The organism is Flagellimonas abyssi, from assembly GCF_019457905.1.
Lineage (GTDB): Bacteria > Bacteroidota > Bacteroidia > Flavobacteriales > Flavobacteriaceae > Flagellimonas > Flagellimonas abyssi.
Genome location: NZ_JAHZSV010000015.1, coordinates 54,956 through 71,370, shown reverse-complemented (window position 1 = coordinate 71,370; position 16,415 = coordinate 54,956). Strand labels below are relative to the sequence as shown.

Sequence of the window (16,415 nt, the reverse complement as noted above, 5' to 3'; positions counted from 1 at the left end):
GCTACGAGTTGAATGAAATCTTTGGTACGCTTCTCTCTTCTTCCTTAATGATGAAGAGTGTTCTTTGCTGGTATCCCATCATTTTACCCATAAGGTTCGAGGGGAACATTTCAATGGCATTGTTGAAGGAGTTTACGGCGGCATTGTATGCTCTTCGTGCTGCGGAGAGTTGTTCCTCCACTTCGTTAAGGCTGGATTGCAACAATAAAAAATTCTGATTGGCCTTTAAATCCGGATATGCTTCGGCGCGCACCTGCAATTTCCCCAACATGATTCCCAACTGACTTTCTAACTGAAACCGTTCCTCAGTTCCCACTTCTTTGTCCAATATTTTTTCTCGGAGTCGGGTGAGCTCGGTCAAGGTTTCCCGCTCGTGCTGAATGGAGCCTTTTACCGTTGTTACGAGTTGGGGAATGAGGTCAGTTCTCTTTTTTAGCATCACATCAATGGTGCTATAAGATTCTTCGACCTTGTTTTTTTTACTGATTAGGTTGTTGTATAGGAAAACACAAAACAATAGGATAAGGACAATAATCAAAATAAAATAAGACATCTCAACATGGTATAAATTAGACAATGGAACACAAACAAAAGGATTGTCCCTTTCTTGTAATCGTAAAGCCCAAATGGGCTTTATATGTTGAGGTTTGGAATTCTAACTATTGAAGGGGTTTTCAATAGAGGACTTAAAAATACTATTTCGTGCCAATAAATCAAGTTCGGCTTCGTAAATTTCGGTAAATGACAGATTAAAATATACTTTGGCCTTAAATTTGACGTTATGTGTAAAGTCAATCGAGAAGAGCGTAGAACACTATGAATCGAAAAAACCTCCTTTTAATTCCCATTTTTATGGGAACTTTTTTTGTGCTATCCGCACAGGAAACCAAGATATATACCCACGAAAACAAAGCCTATCAAGATGCCTTGGCGCTCTACAACAACGAGCAATACCAGGCCGCTCAGAACATTTTTGAGTCCGTAAAGGCATCCACCAAGGATGGGGAGACCGAAGCCAATAGCGCTTATTATGCCGCGAACGCCGCTATACGTTTGAATCAGCGCGGAGCGGATAAAATGATGAAAGACTTTGTAGAGCGTTACCCAACATCTACCAAGCGAAATTCAGCATTTTTGGACGTGGCCGACTACTATTTTGAAACGGGAAAATATCCCTACGCTTTAAAATGGTACAAAAAAGTGGATGAGAGTACCATGCCCTATTCGGAGCGGGAACGTTTTAACTTCAATAATGGTTATGCGCTTTATGCGTCCAAACGTCCGCAAGAGGCAGAACGCTATCTGAACAAGGTAACGACTTCCCAAAAATATGGTTCACAGGCCAAATATTATTTGGGATATATTGCCTACGAACAGGACGATTACAACTCGGCAAGTGCTCGGTTCGACCAAATCCGAGACCCAGAGTTGCTGGATGAAAAATTGACCTATTATCAAGCGGACCTGAATTTTAAGCTTGGTAAGTTCCAAGAGGCCATTGAGTTGGCCAAAAAACAATTGCCTAAATCAAATAGGGAAGAAATTTCTGAACTCAACAAAATTATCGGGGAAAGCTATTTCAATTTGGAACAATATGCCGAGGCCGTTCCCTATTTGGAAGCATATAGGGGCAAGCGCGGCAAATGGAACAATACTGATTATTACCTCTTGGGCTACAGCCATTATAAATTGAGCAACTACGATCAGGCCATTCAACAGTTCAATAAAATCATTGGGGGTAGCAATGCAGTTTCCCAAAATGCATACTACCATTTGGCCGAGTGCTATTTAAAATTGGATAAAAAATCCGAAGCATTGAACGCGTTCCGAAATGCTTCGCAAATGGAGTTCAGTCCAGAAATCCAAAAGGATGCTTGGTTGAACTATGCCCGTTTGAGCTACGAAATCGGAAACGCCTACGAACCGGTTCCGCAAGTTTTGACCTCATATTTGGATAAATATCCAAAGGATGAGCATCAAATGGAGGTTCAAGAGCTATTGGTGGACTCGTATATCACTTCACGAAATTTTGAGGGGGCCATGCAGCTGTTGGAAGAGAACCAAAACTACGCAAGCAAGGAAACCTATCAAAAAGTGGCGTACTACCGAGGAATTGAATTATTTATCGATGGTGATTACGAAGGTGCTTGGGAACGATTTGATAAATCCTTGAAAAGTGCATCGAACGCCAATTTTGAGGCCCGGACACTTTATTGGAAAGCGGAATCAGCTTACAGATTGAACCGTTTTGAGGAAGCTTTGGTTGATTTTGTGCGTTTCCAGAACTCACCAGTTGCCAAATCGCTTCCAGAGTACGAACATTTGGATTATAACCTGGGCTATTCTTACTTCAAATTAAAAGACTATAATAGTGCCATTTCATATTTTCAAAATGTTGTGGGCTCCAATGCTATCGATAACCAAAGAAAGAACGATGGTTATTTGCGTTTGGGCGACAGCTATTTTGTGAACAGTAAATATCAATTGGCAAAGAAGGCGTACGATACGGCATCCAGTATGAATGGTCCTGAGCGGGATTATGCGGCGTTCCAGAAAACACTATGTGATGGCTTTTTGGGGAATAATTCCGCGAAAATCGATGGCCTGAACGAGTTTTTGACCAATTATCCTTCCTCATCCCTTCGAGATGATGCCCTCTTCGAACTGGGCAATTCCTATATCAACAATAACCAAGAAAGTTTGGGGCTGCAAACCTACGACCGTATCGTCGCAGAATACGCTACGAGCAAATTTGCGCCTCGTGGACTGTTGCGTTCTGGATTGGTGTATTACAATTCCAGCCGAAATGAACAGGCGTTGAGCAAACTTAAGGAAGTGGTCCAAAAATATCCGAACACCCAAGAGGCCAAACAAGCGGTGGCCACGGCCAAATTGGTCTACGTGGACGAAGGCCGGGTAAGTGAGTACGCTGCATGGGCCAGAAACTTGGATTTTGTAGAGGTGACCGATTCCGAGCTGGATAATGCAAGTTTCGAATCCGCCGAAAGAAAACAAATCGAAGGCAAAACACCTGCGGCTATCCGAGGATATGAGGATTACCTGAAGCAATTCCCAAGAGGATTGCATGCCCAAAGTGCTAATTTCGCATTAGCGCAATTGTATTTTGCCAATGGAGAAAAAGATAAGGCATTACCTAAATACAAAGCTGTTGCCGATGACGGCAATGGCGAGTACACGGAACAAGCTTTAACGCGTGTTTGTGAAATCTATGTGGATAGGAAAGATTATAATAACGCTATTCCGTATTTGAAAAGATTGGAGAACACTGCGGATATTTCGGAGAACAAAACCTTTGCCCAATCCAATTTGATGAAAGGATATTATGGCCAAAAGGATTATTCGCAGACCATTGCTTATGCCGAGAAAGTGCTGAAGGCCCCTAAAATTGATGACCGTATTAAAAGTGATGCGCAGATCATGATTGCTCGTTCGGCCATTGCTACGAACAATGAGAACTTAGCTAAAACTGCTTACCAGGATGTGAAGCAGATAGCATCTGGAGAATTGGCGGCCGAAGCTTGGTACTACGATGCCTATTTTAAGAATCAGGAGCAGAATTATGAAGCTTCTAACGAGTCGGTTCAAAAATTGGCAAAGGACTATGCTGCATACAAGGAATGGGCAGGAAAAGGGTTGGTAATCATGGCGAAGAACTTCTACAATCTGGGAGATGCCTTTCAGGCTACCTATATTTTGGAAAGTGTCATCTCCAACTTTTCCGAATTTGATGAAATCGTTTCGGATGCCAAAAGTGAACTGGCCACCATTAAGGCCAAGGAAGCAGAGAGCAATTCATCCGTAGACCTCAACGAAAACTAAACGAGACACAACATGCAAAAGAGAACCTATATATTTTCATTACTTTTTTTGAGCCTTTGCGGAATGGTTATCGCCCAAGAAGAGGATAACATTGGTACGGAAACGGTAACGGTGGTAAAGCCGTATTCCCCGACCGTTTCGGATGCCTTTAAGATCAAATCGTCCCCCAGCTTGAACGATTCCATTGTGCTTCAAAAAAAGAAAATCAATTACAGTATATTTTCGGTGCCCGTGGCATCCACCTTTACCCCGGCAAAGGGAAAAGCTTCGGGAGTGGAAAAAACTCCACCACCCACCTTGTACAATTCCTATGCATCAATCGGTTTGGGCAATTACAATAATGCCTTGGTGGATTTTTATACCAGTCGGGAATTCAACAGGGGAGAAGATTTGTTGGATTTTGGTCTGACCCATAACTCGTCCCGTGGTGATTTGGATTCCACCCCTTTGGAGACCGATTTCTATGACACCAAGTTGAATGCTTCCTATGCCAAAAAGGACCGTTATATGGATTGGGGTGCGGCCATAGGGTTGCAACATCAACTTTACAATTGGTACGGAATTCAGAGCGAACTGTTCAGTGAGGGTGAGATCAATGCCATGGATGAAACACAAAACTATTTCAATGCCGAGGCCAAAGCGCATTTTAATATGGAAGATTCTTATTTTAAGAGCGGAAATCTTTTGTTGAGACGCTTTTGGGATGCTACTGAATCTGCGGAGAACCGCGCGGTGATCAATCCAACATTTGAACTTCCCATAACCGAGGAGTTGATTACGATTTCAGCTAAAGTCGATTATGTAGGGGGTAGCTTTGAAAATGGCTCTATTACGGAAGGAGTGAATTCAGGAGAGAAAAAGTATAGCAATCTTCAGGCAGGGGTAACGCCGAGTTTATTGATCCTGCGTGATGACTTGACCATTAACTTGGGGGCCAATATTGTTTATGGTCTTGATATGGAAAACAGTGAGAACAATTTTTATATCTATCCCGCTGTAACGGCATCGTACCGTGTGATGGACGAAAATGTAATCGCCTATGGTGGAGTAGAAGGGGAGTTGAAGCAAAACTCTTATTACGATTTTGTAAATGAGAATCCCTTTGTTTCACCGACTTTGGATATTATTCCAACGGACCAACAATATGAAGGCTATTTAGGTTTGAAAGGGCAGTTGACCTCCAATGTGGGATACAACATCAAAGGCTCCTATATGGCCGAGAATAGAAAGCCATTGTTCTTTCATAATCCTATTAATACTTCTCGGGATGATGAAAAAAGCTATTACTACGGCAACTCTTTTCAGGTGTTTTATGATGATGTGAAAACGTTAGGTGTTTTCGGGGAAATCAATGTGGACGTCAACCGTAATTTCTCCCTTGGTGTCAATGCGGAATTCTACGATTATGATACCGAAACCGACAATCCAGCGTGGAACCTACCCTCCATTAAGGGGTCGGTTTTCATGGATTATCAAATCTCCGACCAATGGTATATGGGTGCCAACTTGTTTTATGTAGGTGAAAGAGATGATTTGTTATCCCAAATTAATCCGCTTGATTCCGAGTTGCAATTCCAACAGGTAACCTTAGATGGTTTTTTTGATGCCAATGCACACGTAGGATATCGATTCAATGAGCAACTATCTATTTTTGTAAAGGCATCAAATATTGCCAACAATAGTTACCAGCGTTGGGCCAACTTTAGGGTTCAAGGTTTCCAAGCCTTGGCAGGAGTGTCCTATAAGTTTGATTTTTAAAGAAGATGAACTATGAGCTCCGGAAAACAGAGTTGATGATAGTATAAAATTAAAAACCCGTGGGAGAGCCCACGGGTTTTTTGTTGATATACTTTTTATAGTCTGGAGTATTACCAGCCTGGGTTTTGTTGTTCGGCCAGAGTTGGATTGGCATTGACCTCTATCTGAGGAATTGGCCAGAGAAACTTGAAGTCTGCATAAGGCACAGCAGGAACACCATAAGGACCATCGTATGGAGTCCCCAAAGTGTACAATTCTGCAGCAGGAGTTCCATTGGCTACCTTTTGTGGTATTCCGTTGATGGGTTGAAGATCATCTCCTTGAAGTCTGTGAATGTCGGACCATCTTCTGCCCTCCATTAAAAACTCGATTCTTCTCTCTTTTAGGATTGCACCAACAAGTTCTCCAGCATTGGCAAAATCACCGGCTACATAAGCTTGGGTAGCTGGATCAGCAAGAGATCTGTTTCTAACTTGGTTTAATAAAGACAAGGAAGCTCCTAGATCGGCAGCTGCTCTTCTAGCTTGTGCTTCGGCCATGTTCAACAATACTTCAGCGTAACGGATAACAGGAGAAGCATCGGTATAGTTTACCCCATCTTTATATTTTAGGGTGAATTTTGCTCCTCCAGCCGTAAATACCATTCCGGTACCTACTTCCGTTTCGGTTGAATTGTCCTCGCGACGCAAATCGTCCGCCAACCAGCTAGGATCCCTCCAGATGATAGGACTAATGGCCACCAATCTTCTTCTGTTGTACTGTGAGGCCAAAGCAGCGTTCACACCTGGGTTCATGGTTGCGGCTTGTGTCAATGAGAAAATTGACTCGGAATTTCCATAACTGTCAAGAAAGGGGCCATTTGGAGAATCTTCCAAAGTGTATTCACCAGTAAGCTTGTTGCCTTCGGCGATAACCCCGTCCCAATCTCTCATATGAAGATATACCCTTGTTTTAAACGCGATGGCTGCGTTTGCAGACGCCTTGGTCAATGATGTGTTGGTGATCAGACTCTCTGCATCGTCCAAGTCTTGCAATACTTTTTCGTAAACCTCTGCTACGGTGTTTCTGCCTAGTACGATTTCAGAATCGATTTCAGCCTGAGTGTCAATACCTACCTCCCTGTAAGGAACTCCAGGGTGTGAAGCGCCTGCAGAAAAGTTATAGGGTCTTGCAAAGAAGTTCAATAACTCAAAGTGTGTAATGGCACGCAAAAATTTCGCTTGTCCAATATAATCATCGGCAACAGCTTGGGTAATGATACCTGCTTCAGCTGCTGTGGTAACTCCTTCAATCACCAAGTTGGCCCTGTTGATCAAACGGTAGCCATCTACCCAATAATAAACGTTGTTCGCAGTTGTCGGGTCGTAGGTGGCCGTATAGGTCAACTGATAGAAGGTAGCGGTATTAACTACATCTTCTCCTCGGTTGTCCCCTTGTTGTACGAAAGCAGCACCCCAGATATATCCACGCCCAGCATTGGGGTTAGTTGAGTTATACTGACCAATTGCGGCAGCATTGTACATCCCGTTAACCGAACTCTCGATCAACGAGGCGGATGAATATGAGTCACTCAACGAAATGTTATTGATAGGACTCAGGTCCAAAAGAGTTTCGTCGGAACATGAGATCACACTAATCCCGAAAAAGGAAAGGGTGATGTATTTGAATATCTTTTTCATTTTAAAGAATTATAGATTAACATTTAGACCTATGGATAATACTTTTGATCTTGGTGTACCATTAATGTCTACACCGCTGGACTCCATTTCCGGGTTCAAGCCCTTATAGTCTGTAATGGTCAATAGGTTTTGTCCTTGGATAAAGAACCTTACCATGTCCACATTCAACTTATCAGTTACTAGTGATGGGAGTTTATAGCCCAAAGTGATATTGTCCAAGCTGATAAAATCACCTTTTTCCAAGAATCTAGTTGTAGCATGTCCTGTTAGGTTGGTAAAGGTGTTGCTACTTGCGTAAAGCCTAGGTGTAATTCCATCTCCAGGATTGGAAGCACTTTGCCATCTTCCCAAAATCTCAGTAGAGTTGTTATTGAAGTTTTGGGTCACCAAATCTCTACGAGTTGCATTGAATACCTCGTTGCCACCACTATAACGGAACATAAAGCTAAAATCGAAGCCTTTGTATGTGAACCTGTTGATTACGGAGCCGTAATAAGTTGGCAAGGAGTTTCCAAGAATAAACTTGTCGTCCGCAGCACTTAAAGAAGAAGCTTCTGATAGGTCTCCAGGATTGCTGGGGTTGAATACAAAATAGGTCTGTGTGTCCAGGTTGCCCTGTACCAAAGAACCATCAGCTTTATAGTACACTGGGTTACCGTTAGCAGGGTTAACGCCCCAATATCTGTGTCCATAAATAGAGTTGATGGATTCTCCCTCTCTAATAATCAAGTTGGGAGCGATGTTAGTGTTGGTAGAAGTACCTCCAATAATATCTTGGCCTTCGGGAAGGTTGGTTATCTTGTTTTTGTCCAATGTCAAGTTAGCGGAAACATTCCAGCTGAAATCCGCTGTGTTGAAAGGAGTGTAATTTACGGCAAATTCAAGGCCTTCGTTTACCATATTACCAATATTTTTCTTGATTCTACTGTCCGGCACACCCAATGATTGAGGAACAGGTACATCAAGAATCAAACCATCAATATCATTTTTATAGTAGTCAAAACTGATGGTCAATTTGTCTGACATGAAGCCTAAATCTACACCATAATCTGTCTTTTTGCTGGTTTCCCAAATCAATAGGTCGTTTCCAAATTGGGTGAATGCTATACCGTTTAGGGTGCCGTATTGTGAAGCCGAGGTCAATCCTAAATAGGGATAGTCTCCAATATCAGTGTTTCCTACTTCAGAGTATGAACCCCTGAGCTTGAAGAGGGAAATAGCAGGGTTCAAACCACTGAAAAATTCCTCGTTGGCAATGTTCCAACCTGCAGAATACCCGGTAAAGTTATTCCAACGGGTAGCTTCGCTCAATTTTGAAATACCATCCCTTCGTATAGATCCTTGAAGAAAATAACGTTGTTTAAAGTTATAGCTTAAACGACCTACATAGGAGCTGATACCGTTTTCTGTTACACTACCACCGGAAGTTTGTGTACCATAAGCTCCGGTAACTAAGTTTTTGTTGTAGAACTCATCCAAAAGATCGGTACCAGTTCCAAAGAAACTTTTGAACTTATCTTTTTGAAATTCCATAACAGCAGTAACACCAATGTTGTGAGCATCGGCAATACTAGTGTTGTAGTTGATGATGTTCTGAGTATTCCAACGTAGATAATCCTGATTGTTGTTTTGTAACCTACCATTGGATCCTCTACCGTCACCATGGATGGGGCTGTAATACAAAAATCCATTGGTAATGGTATTGTTGGCACTGGCCTGAAATCTGTAGGTAAGACCTTCCAATAGTTTCACCTCTCCAAAAGCGCTGGCCAAAGTATTGTTTGAGATGGACTGGAATTTATTATTGGCAAGTACGTAGCCAATATTGGAAATATTGTCGCCAACAGGGTCTGTGTTGTCCCATTGACCTACTACGCTTCCATCTGCGGATAGGTTAAAACCAGTAGGGTTGCTTGGGTCGTAAATAGGAATATTGGGAAGCTGTCTGGTGGCATTGAAAATGTTTCCTGAAAGTGAGTTTCCTCCCGTATTCAATCCATTTAATTCAGTTCTAGTGATGGCAAGGTTGCCACCAACGGTCAACCAATCAAACACATCATGCTCAAGGTTGGTCCTGATACTGTGACGCTTCATGTTATTGGATACGGCAACACCATCTTGATCGGTAAAACCTAAGGACATGAAATATTTGGTCCTATCGGTTCCTCCATTTATAGATAGGTTGTGGTCCATTTGCAGGGCGTTTGAATTAAGTACAGCTCCTTGCCAATCAGTGTCATATTCATTTCCAACGGCCCATGGAGTTTGTCCTCTGTTGGTACGTTTTTCGTTTGCAGTTTCCAAGAACTGTGCTGTGTTCAACAAATCAAAGGTTTTGATAGGTGATGCAAAACCGGTCACGACATTGTAACTCACTTGGGTAGAACCTTTTTTACCTTTTTTGGTGGTGATCAAGATTACACCATTGGCTGCACGAGATCCATAAATAGCTGTTGCGGCACCATCTTTTAGAATCTCAAAGGATTCAATGTCATTAGGGTTGATGCTGTTCAGTGCGTTGGTCGATGCATATCCCCCAATATCCCCTGTAATAATCGGAATACCGTCCACAACTACCAAAGGATAAGTTCCAGAACTAATTGAGCCTAGACCCCTGATCCTGATTCTTGGAGCTTCCCCGATAATACCGTTGTTTGTGGTAATCTGCACACCGGCTGCTCTACCGGCCAATTGGCTTTCGAAACTGGGTGTTACAAGGCCTTGGATGTCTCCTCCGGATACACTGGCAATTGCTCCTGTGATTTCCTTCCTTTTTTGAACGCCATAACCGACCACTACAACTTCTTCCAACGCTTGCGCGTCTTCTTCCATTTGTATGTTTATGACGCTCTGTGCGCCAACTGTCGCTTGGGTCTCTTTTTGACCCAGATAAGTAAATACTAGGGTCTGGCCCACTTCTGCTTGTAAGTTATAGTTACCATCAAAATCGGTTTGGGTACCTTGTGAGGTTCCCTTGATAACAACGTTGACGCCAGGTAATGGCAATCCGCCCCCATCAGTTACCGTACCACTTATCATTTTTTCCTGTGCGGAAGACAGATGTACAACAAATGCCATCAAAAGTGTCAGTAATACTTTTGTTTTTGTTCTCATTTAATTTGAGTGTTAATTAATAGAATCATTTTTGAATTAGTTTTTGACTAAGAAAAGCCGGTCAATTTTTTGGTGACTAATCCAAATAAACAAATGGGCCAGTTAGACGACATAATGTTTTGAAAAATGACCGTGCTAATCTTAATCAATGGATAAAATAAATGAGAGGTGATGGGATGATGATTACGACCGACCTAGGTTTATGGTTTGCCGACGAATATATACCTTTACTTTATATTAAGTATTTGTAAATAAGATATTTATGTTTATGTTAAAAAACTTGGACTAGGTAGCTTTCACTTAAAAAAAGCAAAAAAAATTACTGGTTTAAAGCTTTGATATACTGGACTGGAGTCATACTTTTTCGCTTTTTGAAAGCGTTGTAGAAAGATACTTTATTGTTAAATCCAGACGCATAAATAAGGTCGGAAATTGAGTCTATTTGATGCGGGTTTTCATCAATATGAGCCAAGCATTCATTGATGCGATAATCATTGATGAATTCATAAAAGTTCTTATTGAATTCTTGATTGATAACTTGTGAGAGACTGTAACGGTCTGTATTGAGTTTTTTGGCCAAGGTCTCCAGCGATAATGTAGGATCCAAAAACATTTTTTCCTCCATGGAACTTAAAAGTTGTAATCTTAATGTGCTCGCCATGGCAATGGTCAAGCCGGAATTTTGGTATTTTTCCTTGATTTGGGTATTGTTCAGTCTAATTTGTAAAGGTTCAGTAACAATAGCAGGAAATAGATATAACAGGAAAGAGATGATAATAATAAAAACCGAAAAAAAGTAGGCGATTATATATCTTGTTACATTAATAAGTGAAAATTCATCTTTAAATAGGGCTCCTATTATTGAGATCAGAAATATTGAAAAGAAGAAAATAACCAGTATTCTTAACCAATTTCGGTCCATGCTATCAATCCGTTTTCGATACTTGATATATTGTTTTATAATCAAAGCCAAGAAAAAGGCAAAATAAGAACTCTTTAAGTAGTAACTGTTCAGTAGTTGAACCCCTTGTAGTCTGAGCCCGTTGCCAGGCATATCACTATTGGTGTTGGTCAGAATTAATATTGATAACAAACTAATAATAAAAATTACGAAGTACTGCAATATTGCTGCTGTCCTCATTTTTTGATGCGGATACACCTTTCTTTGGATATAGAGGAATAGGGATGGGCCCAAAAGAAAGGAAATACTTGAATAAAACGGGATTTTGGGTATATGCAGAACACCATCCCACCATAGTAAAGTAAGCTCTAGAAGAATGGCCGCCATGGCAATTATGAAAACCCCCATGTACAGATTATGTTTTTTCAAAAAAATAAGGTAACTGCCAACTCCAGCCCCCAAAAGGGATATTCCAATGAATATAAAATGGAGTAGATTGAGTTCGCTGGGGATGGCGGTCTCCAAAGTTTTTAAAGGCAGTATAGCCTTTGTCCAAAAGGAAAAAGCTGATACAATGTCCATAGGTAAATTAGCTATCAAAAATGTTTTGAAAAGTAGTGATAATAATGAATCGAAATTCTTAAAATTTAAATTTTCAAAAAATATTCAGCTCTTTATTTAGGTGACCACGATTTCCCTATCCTTACTTTTTCTATTTTTGAAGGAAACCGATAGAAATGAAAAACTTCCATCTAATTGTGATTGCTCTTCTTGCCTTTTCATGCGAGAATAAGGAACAAGCTGACCTTATCATTACGAATGCAAATATCTATACGGTAAATGCCGATTTTTCCAAAGCATCAAGTATGGCCATAAAAGATGGAAAGTTTGTTGAAGTTGGCAGTACCGAAGAAATTTTAGCAAAATATGGAGCCCAAGAACAGATTGATGCCCAAGGCAAAACCATTGTCCCAGGACTAATAGACGCCCATTGTCATTTTTATGGATTGGGACAAAATCAGCAGGTGGTTGATTTGGTGGGAACCCAAAGTTTTGATGAAGTGATGGAACGGGTAGTGGCGTTTCAACAAGAGCGTCCCTCCAATTTTATTTTAGGAAGAGGATGGGACCAGAACGATTGGGAGGTAAAGGAGTTCCCTACCAAGGATAAACTGGATGAATTGTTCCCCGATACTCCTGTGGCTTTGGAACGTATAGATGGTCATGCCTATTTGGTAAATCAAAAAGCATTGGATATGGCTGATATAAACATTGATACCAAAACTGAAGGAGGTGAAATCGTTAAGGAAAATGGAGGTATTACTGGAGTTTTGGTGGATGGCCCAATGAGAATGATTGACAATGTGATTCCAAAAGCGAGTCTAGAACAAAAAATACAGGCACTTAAGGACGCCGAGAAAATTTCGTTGGATTACGGATTGACCACGGTAAACGATGCCGGATTGCCAAGGGATATCATCGAATTGATAGATAGTCTGCAACAAGCTGGTGAACTATCCATACGAGTGTACGCCATGGTATCCAACTATCCCGAGAATCTGGATTACTTTTTGGAAAAAGGAATTATCAAAACAGAAGGGTTGAATGTTCGTTCTGTAAAAGTATATGGTGATGGTGCATTGGGTTCTCGAGGAGCAGCATTACGGGCTCCCTATTCCGATAAGCCCGGTCATTTTGGGGCCATGGTGACCCCAGTGGACCAGATTGAAGCACTTGCACAGCGAATTTCGGCAACCGATTATCAGATGAACACCCATGCTATTGGGGATTCGGCCAATATAGTGGTGCTTCGTGCTTATGAAAAAGCATTGGAGGGCAAAACCGACCGCAGATGGAAGGTGGAGCACGCTCAAGTGATTTCACCATCCGATTTCGATTATTTTAAAAATGGCATTATTCCTTCGGTCCAGCCTACCCACGCCACTAGCGATATGTACTGGGCCGAAGATAGGTTGGGTGCTGAGCGTGTCAAAGGTGCCTATGCCTATAAAGATTTATTGGATAAAGCAGGTCTAGTTGCCTTGGGAACCGACTTTCCAGTAGAGCAGGTAAACCCATTCTTGACTTTTTATGCAGCTGTGGCCCGTCAAGATGTGGAACAATACCCGGAAGGCGGTTTTCAAAAGGAGAACACCTTGAGTAGAGAAGAAACCTTAAAAGGTATGACCATCTGGGCGGCCTATTCCAATTTTGAGGAGGATGAAAAAGGAAGCATCGAGCCTGGTAAATTTGCCGACTTTGTGATATTGAGCGATGATATTATGACGATTCCCTCTGAAGAAATTCCAAATGTGTCTGCCGAGCAAGTTTTCTTGGGCGGTGTTCAGAAGAAATAATACCTTCCATTAATAATAGTAATGCAGAAAACAAAAAAGCCCCGGTTTGGGGCTTTCATAATTTATAAAACTAAAACTTTTTAGTAGCTAATGGGTAAGGTAGCTCTTGTGGTGCCCCATCCCATGACCAAGTTTCCTTCATCGTCAAAAGCAATACCAAAAGCTTCCAATTCATCGCTATCGGTTGAAGCCTTGGCGGTAGCACGAACCACGTCAGCATCACTATCGTAGGAATAGGCTCCCCATTGGTGAAGATTGTTGTTCAAGATTACCGTCCACTCATCTTCACCTGGAATGGTAAATAAAGAGTAGGAGCCGGCTTTAATGGTCTTTCCACCAACTGTGGCATCTTTGTAAAATGTAATTTCTGTGGCTTCGTTGGCACCTGTTCTCCAAACCTTACCTACAGGAGCCAATTCGGCCAAGCTACGTCCTTTTAATTGTGGACGGCTATAAATAACGCGGGCTGCTTTGGTGGTTTCCTTAGAACTAGCAGGATAATACGCAATGTCCGCAGGGCTTTTGTCCAATCCACTGAATTTTTGGGCCACGGCATCCGTTGAGAATACCAATCCTGTGCAAAGCACTAAAAGTAATACTGTTAATTTCTTCATGATCGTGATTTAAGTTTATTTCAAAACTAGTTAATTCTGTTCAAACAATCAGACGGGGAAATCAAGTAACCTTACAATGGAGCTCGGGTTAAAAAGATGAACTATAATTTTTATTACAAAATGATATTTATTCACATTTTAAAGTTTTAATATGTAATCTTTTTAGAAATAAGAGTTTTGTTTTTTAATAATTAAATTCACTTTTGTTTAAAGATTGTTATTAAATTTATTTTTATGTGTGGTATTGTATGCGCATTTGATGTGAAGGAAAGTACGGAAGTGCTTAGGCCCCAATTATTGGAGATGTCGAAGAAGGTTAGGCACAGAGGTCCGGATTGGAGCGGGATTTATTCCAATGAAAAAGCTATTATGGCCCATGAGAGATTGGCCATCGTGGATCCAGCTTCAGGAAAACAACCGTTGTTGAGCGCCGATGGCAAATTGGTGCTTGCCGCTAATGGCGAAATATATAATCATCAAGAGCTCAGAAAGCAGTTCGATGGTAAATATGATTTTAAAACGAAATCCGACTGCGAGGTTATTTTAGCATTGTATCAGGAAAAAGGACCTGATTTTGTTGATGAGATGAACGGAATCTTTGGTTTCGCCATTTATGATTCGGAAAAGGATGAGTATTTCATTGCCCGTGATCATATGGGGATTATTCCCTTGTATATAGGTTGGGACAAAAATGGTACTTTCTATGTGGCTTCAGAATTGAAAGCTTTGGAAGGAACTTGTTCCAAGATTCAATTATTTCCTCCCGGACACTACATGCATAGTTCCGATGGTGAATTTGTTAGGTGGTACAAGCGTGATTGGATGGAGTACGATGCTGTCAAGGAGAACGAAACCAGTATTCAAAAAATAAAGGATGCTTTAGAGGCGGCGGTTCACCGTCAATTGATGTCCGATGTGCCCTATGGCGTATTGCTGTCTGGAGGATTGGATTCTTCCGTGACTTCTGCAATTGCAAAAAAATATTCCCAAAAACGAATTGAGTCCGGAGATACTGCCGATGCTTGGTGGCCGCAATTGCACTCTTTCTCGGTAGGGTTGGAAGGTTCGCCTGATTTGGCTGCTGCCCAAAAAGTGGCCGATCATATCGGAACAGTGCACCACGAAATCAAATTTACCATTCAAGAAGGGCTAGATGCGATAAAAGATGTTGTATATAACCTAGAAACTTACGATATTACAACTATAAGAGCTTCAACTCCAATGTACTTAATGGCAAGGGTGATTAAATCCATGGGTATTAAAATGGTGCTTTCAGGTGAAGGGGCGGATGAATTGTTTGGTGGATACCTGTATTTTCACAAAGCTCCAAGCCCAAAGGATTTTCACGAAGAAACAGTGAGAAAACTGGATAAGCTCCACATGTACGATTGTCTTAGGGCAAACAAGTCATTGGCCGCTTGGGGTATTGAAGGGCGTGTACCTTTCTTGGACAAAGAGTTTATGGATGTAGCAATGAGCATCAATCCAAAAGATAAGATGATCAATGGCGAACGAATGGAGAAATGGGTAGTGCGGAAAGCGTTTGAAGATTATTTGCCGGACAGTGTGGTATGGAGACAAAAGGAACAATTTTCGGATGGTGTAGGATATAGTTGGATAGATACTTTAAAAGCCGTAGTGGCCGAAGAGGTTACCGACGAGCAATTGGAGAATGCCCATTTCAAGTTTCCGATTCAGACACCTACATCGAAAGAAGAATATTATTATCGTTCAATTTTTGAAAGTCATTTCCCGTCGGATGCGGCAGCGTTGAGTGTACCACAAGAGCCATCAGTGGCCTGTAGTACCAAAATTGCCTTGGAGTGGGACGAAGCTTTCAAGAACATGAATGACCCATCGGGAAGAGCCGTGGCTAAGGTTCATACCGATGCGTATGTGAAATAACCCCCGTTTAAACCAACCAAACGTTATGAAGCAGTAATCTAACTAGTTTCATTTTTTAATTAGTCCGAAAAGCCCCTTATCCAAGGGGCTTTTTAGTTGTCTGTAGCAGTAGGAGGGTATAAGCTCCAAACTAAGTCGTTTTCCACAGTTTTTGTTGATAACTTAGGGTGTCCAACAAGCAGTTTAAGGCCATTTACACAGGGTATTGATTATATTTGTAAGATTTGAATTTTTGAGGCAAATACAG

The 16,415-nt window shown here is 41.4% G+C and carries 9 protein-coding genes; 4 read left to right on the top strand and 5 right to left on the bottom strand.

Translation table 11 applies throughout. The features are described from left to right. Nucleotide 1: 1 nt before the first annotated feature. Complete coding sequence (locus K1F36_RS12170) at nt 2–553, bottom strand: LemA family protein (protein WP_220114069.1); 552 nt, start codon at nt 551–553, stop codon at nt 2–4. A gap of 263 nt (nt 554–816) precedes the next feature. On the opposite strand from K1F36_RS12170, the gene K1F36_RS12165 reads away from it, so the two are divergent. Beyond that, a complete protein-coding gene (locus tag K1F36_RS12165) occupies nt 817–3,840 on the top strand; it encodes a tetratricopeptide repeat protein (RefSeq protein ID WP_220114068.1) in 3,024 nt (1,007 codons plus the stop codon). 12 nt (nt 3,841–3,852) lie between these two features. Next, entirely contained in the window at nt 3,853–5,598 is a 1,746-nt protein-coding gene (locus K1F36_RS12160) for a TonB-dependent receptor (RefSeq protein ID WP_220114067.1), read from the top strand. A gap of 110 nt (nt 5,599–5,708) precedes the next feature. On the opposite strand, the gene K1F36_RS12155 is transcribed toward K1F36_RS12160, so the two are convergent. The 3 genes from K1F36_RS12155 to K1F36_RS12145 all read right to left on the bottom strand — a co-directional run bounded on the left by K1F36_RS12155 (nt 5,709) and on the right by K1F36_RS12145 (nt 11,874). Next, complete coding sequence (locus K1F36_RS12155) at nt 5,709–7,277, bottom strand: RagB/SusD family nutrient uptake outer membrane protein (RefSeq protein WP_220114066.1); 1,569 nt, start codon at nt 7,275–7,277, stop codon at nt 5,709–5,711. 9 nt (nt 7,278–7,286) lie between these two features. Continuing rightward, complete coding sequence (locus K1F36_RS12150) at nt 7,287–10,391, bottom strand: SusC/RagA family TonB-linked outer membrane protein (protein WP_220114065.1); 3,105 nt, start codon at nt 10,389–10,391, stop codon at nt 7,287–7,289. A gap of 319 nt (nt 10,392–10,710) precedes the next feature. After that, on the bottom strand, nt 10,711–11,874 hold the full coding sequence (locus K1F36_RS12145) for a helix-turn-helix domain-containing protein (protein ID WP_220114064.1): 1,164 nt from the start codon (nt 11,872–11,874) through the stop codon (nt 10,711–10,713). 155 nt (nt 11,875–12,029) lie between these two features. Here K1F36_RS12145 and K1F36_RS12140 point away from each other — a divergent pair, with 155 nt between their 5' ends. Next, nucleotides 12,030–13,649 (top strand): amidohydrolase, encoded by a 1,620-nt coding sequence (locus tag K1F36_RS12140; protein ID WP_220114063.1) that lies wholly within the window; start codon nt 12,030–12,032, stop codon nt 13,647–13,649. Between the two features lie 80 nt (nt 13,650–13,729). Here the strand turns inward: K1F36_RS12140 and K1F36_RS12135 are convergent, their stop codons facing one another. After that, nucleotides 13,730–14,263, bottom strand: a complete 534-nt coding sequence (locus K1F36_RS12135) for a DUF2911 domain-containing protein (RefSeq protein ID WP_220114062.1) — start codon at nt 14,261–14,263, stop codon at nt 13,730–13,732. 234 nt (nt 14,264–14,497) lie between these two features. Here K1F36_RS12135 and asnB point away from each other — a divergent pair, with 234 nt between their 5' ends. Next, entirely contained in the window at nt 14,498–16,168 is a 1,671-nt protein-coding gene (gene asnB / locus K1F36_RS12130; RefSeq protein WP_220114061.1) for an asparagine synthase B, read from the top strand. The last annotated feature ends 247 nt before the right edge of the window (nt 16,169–16,415 follow it).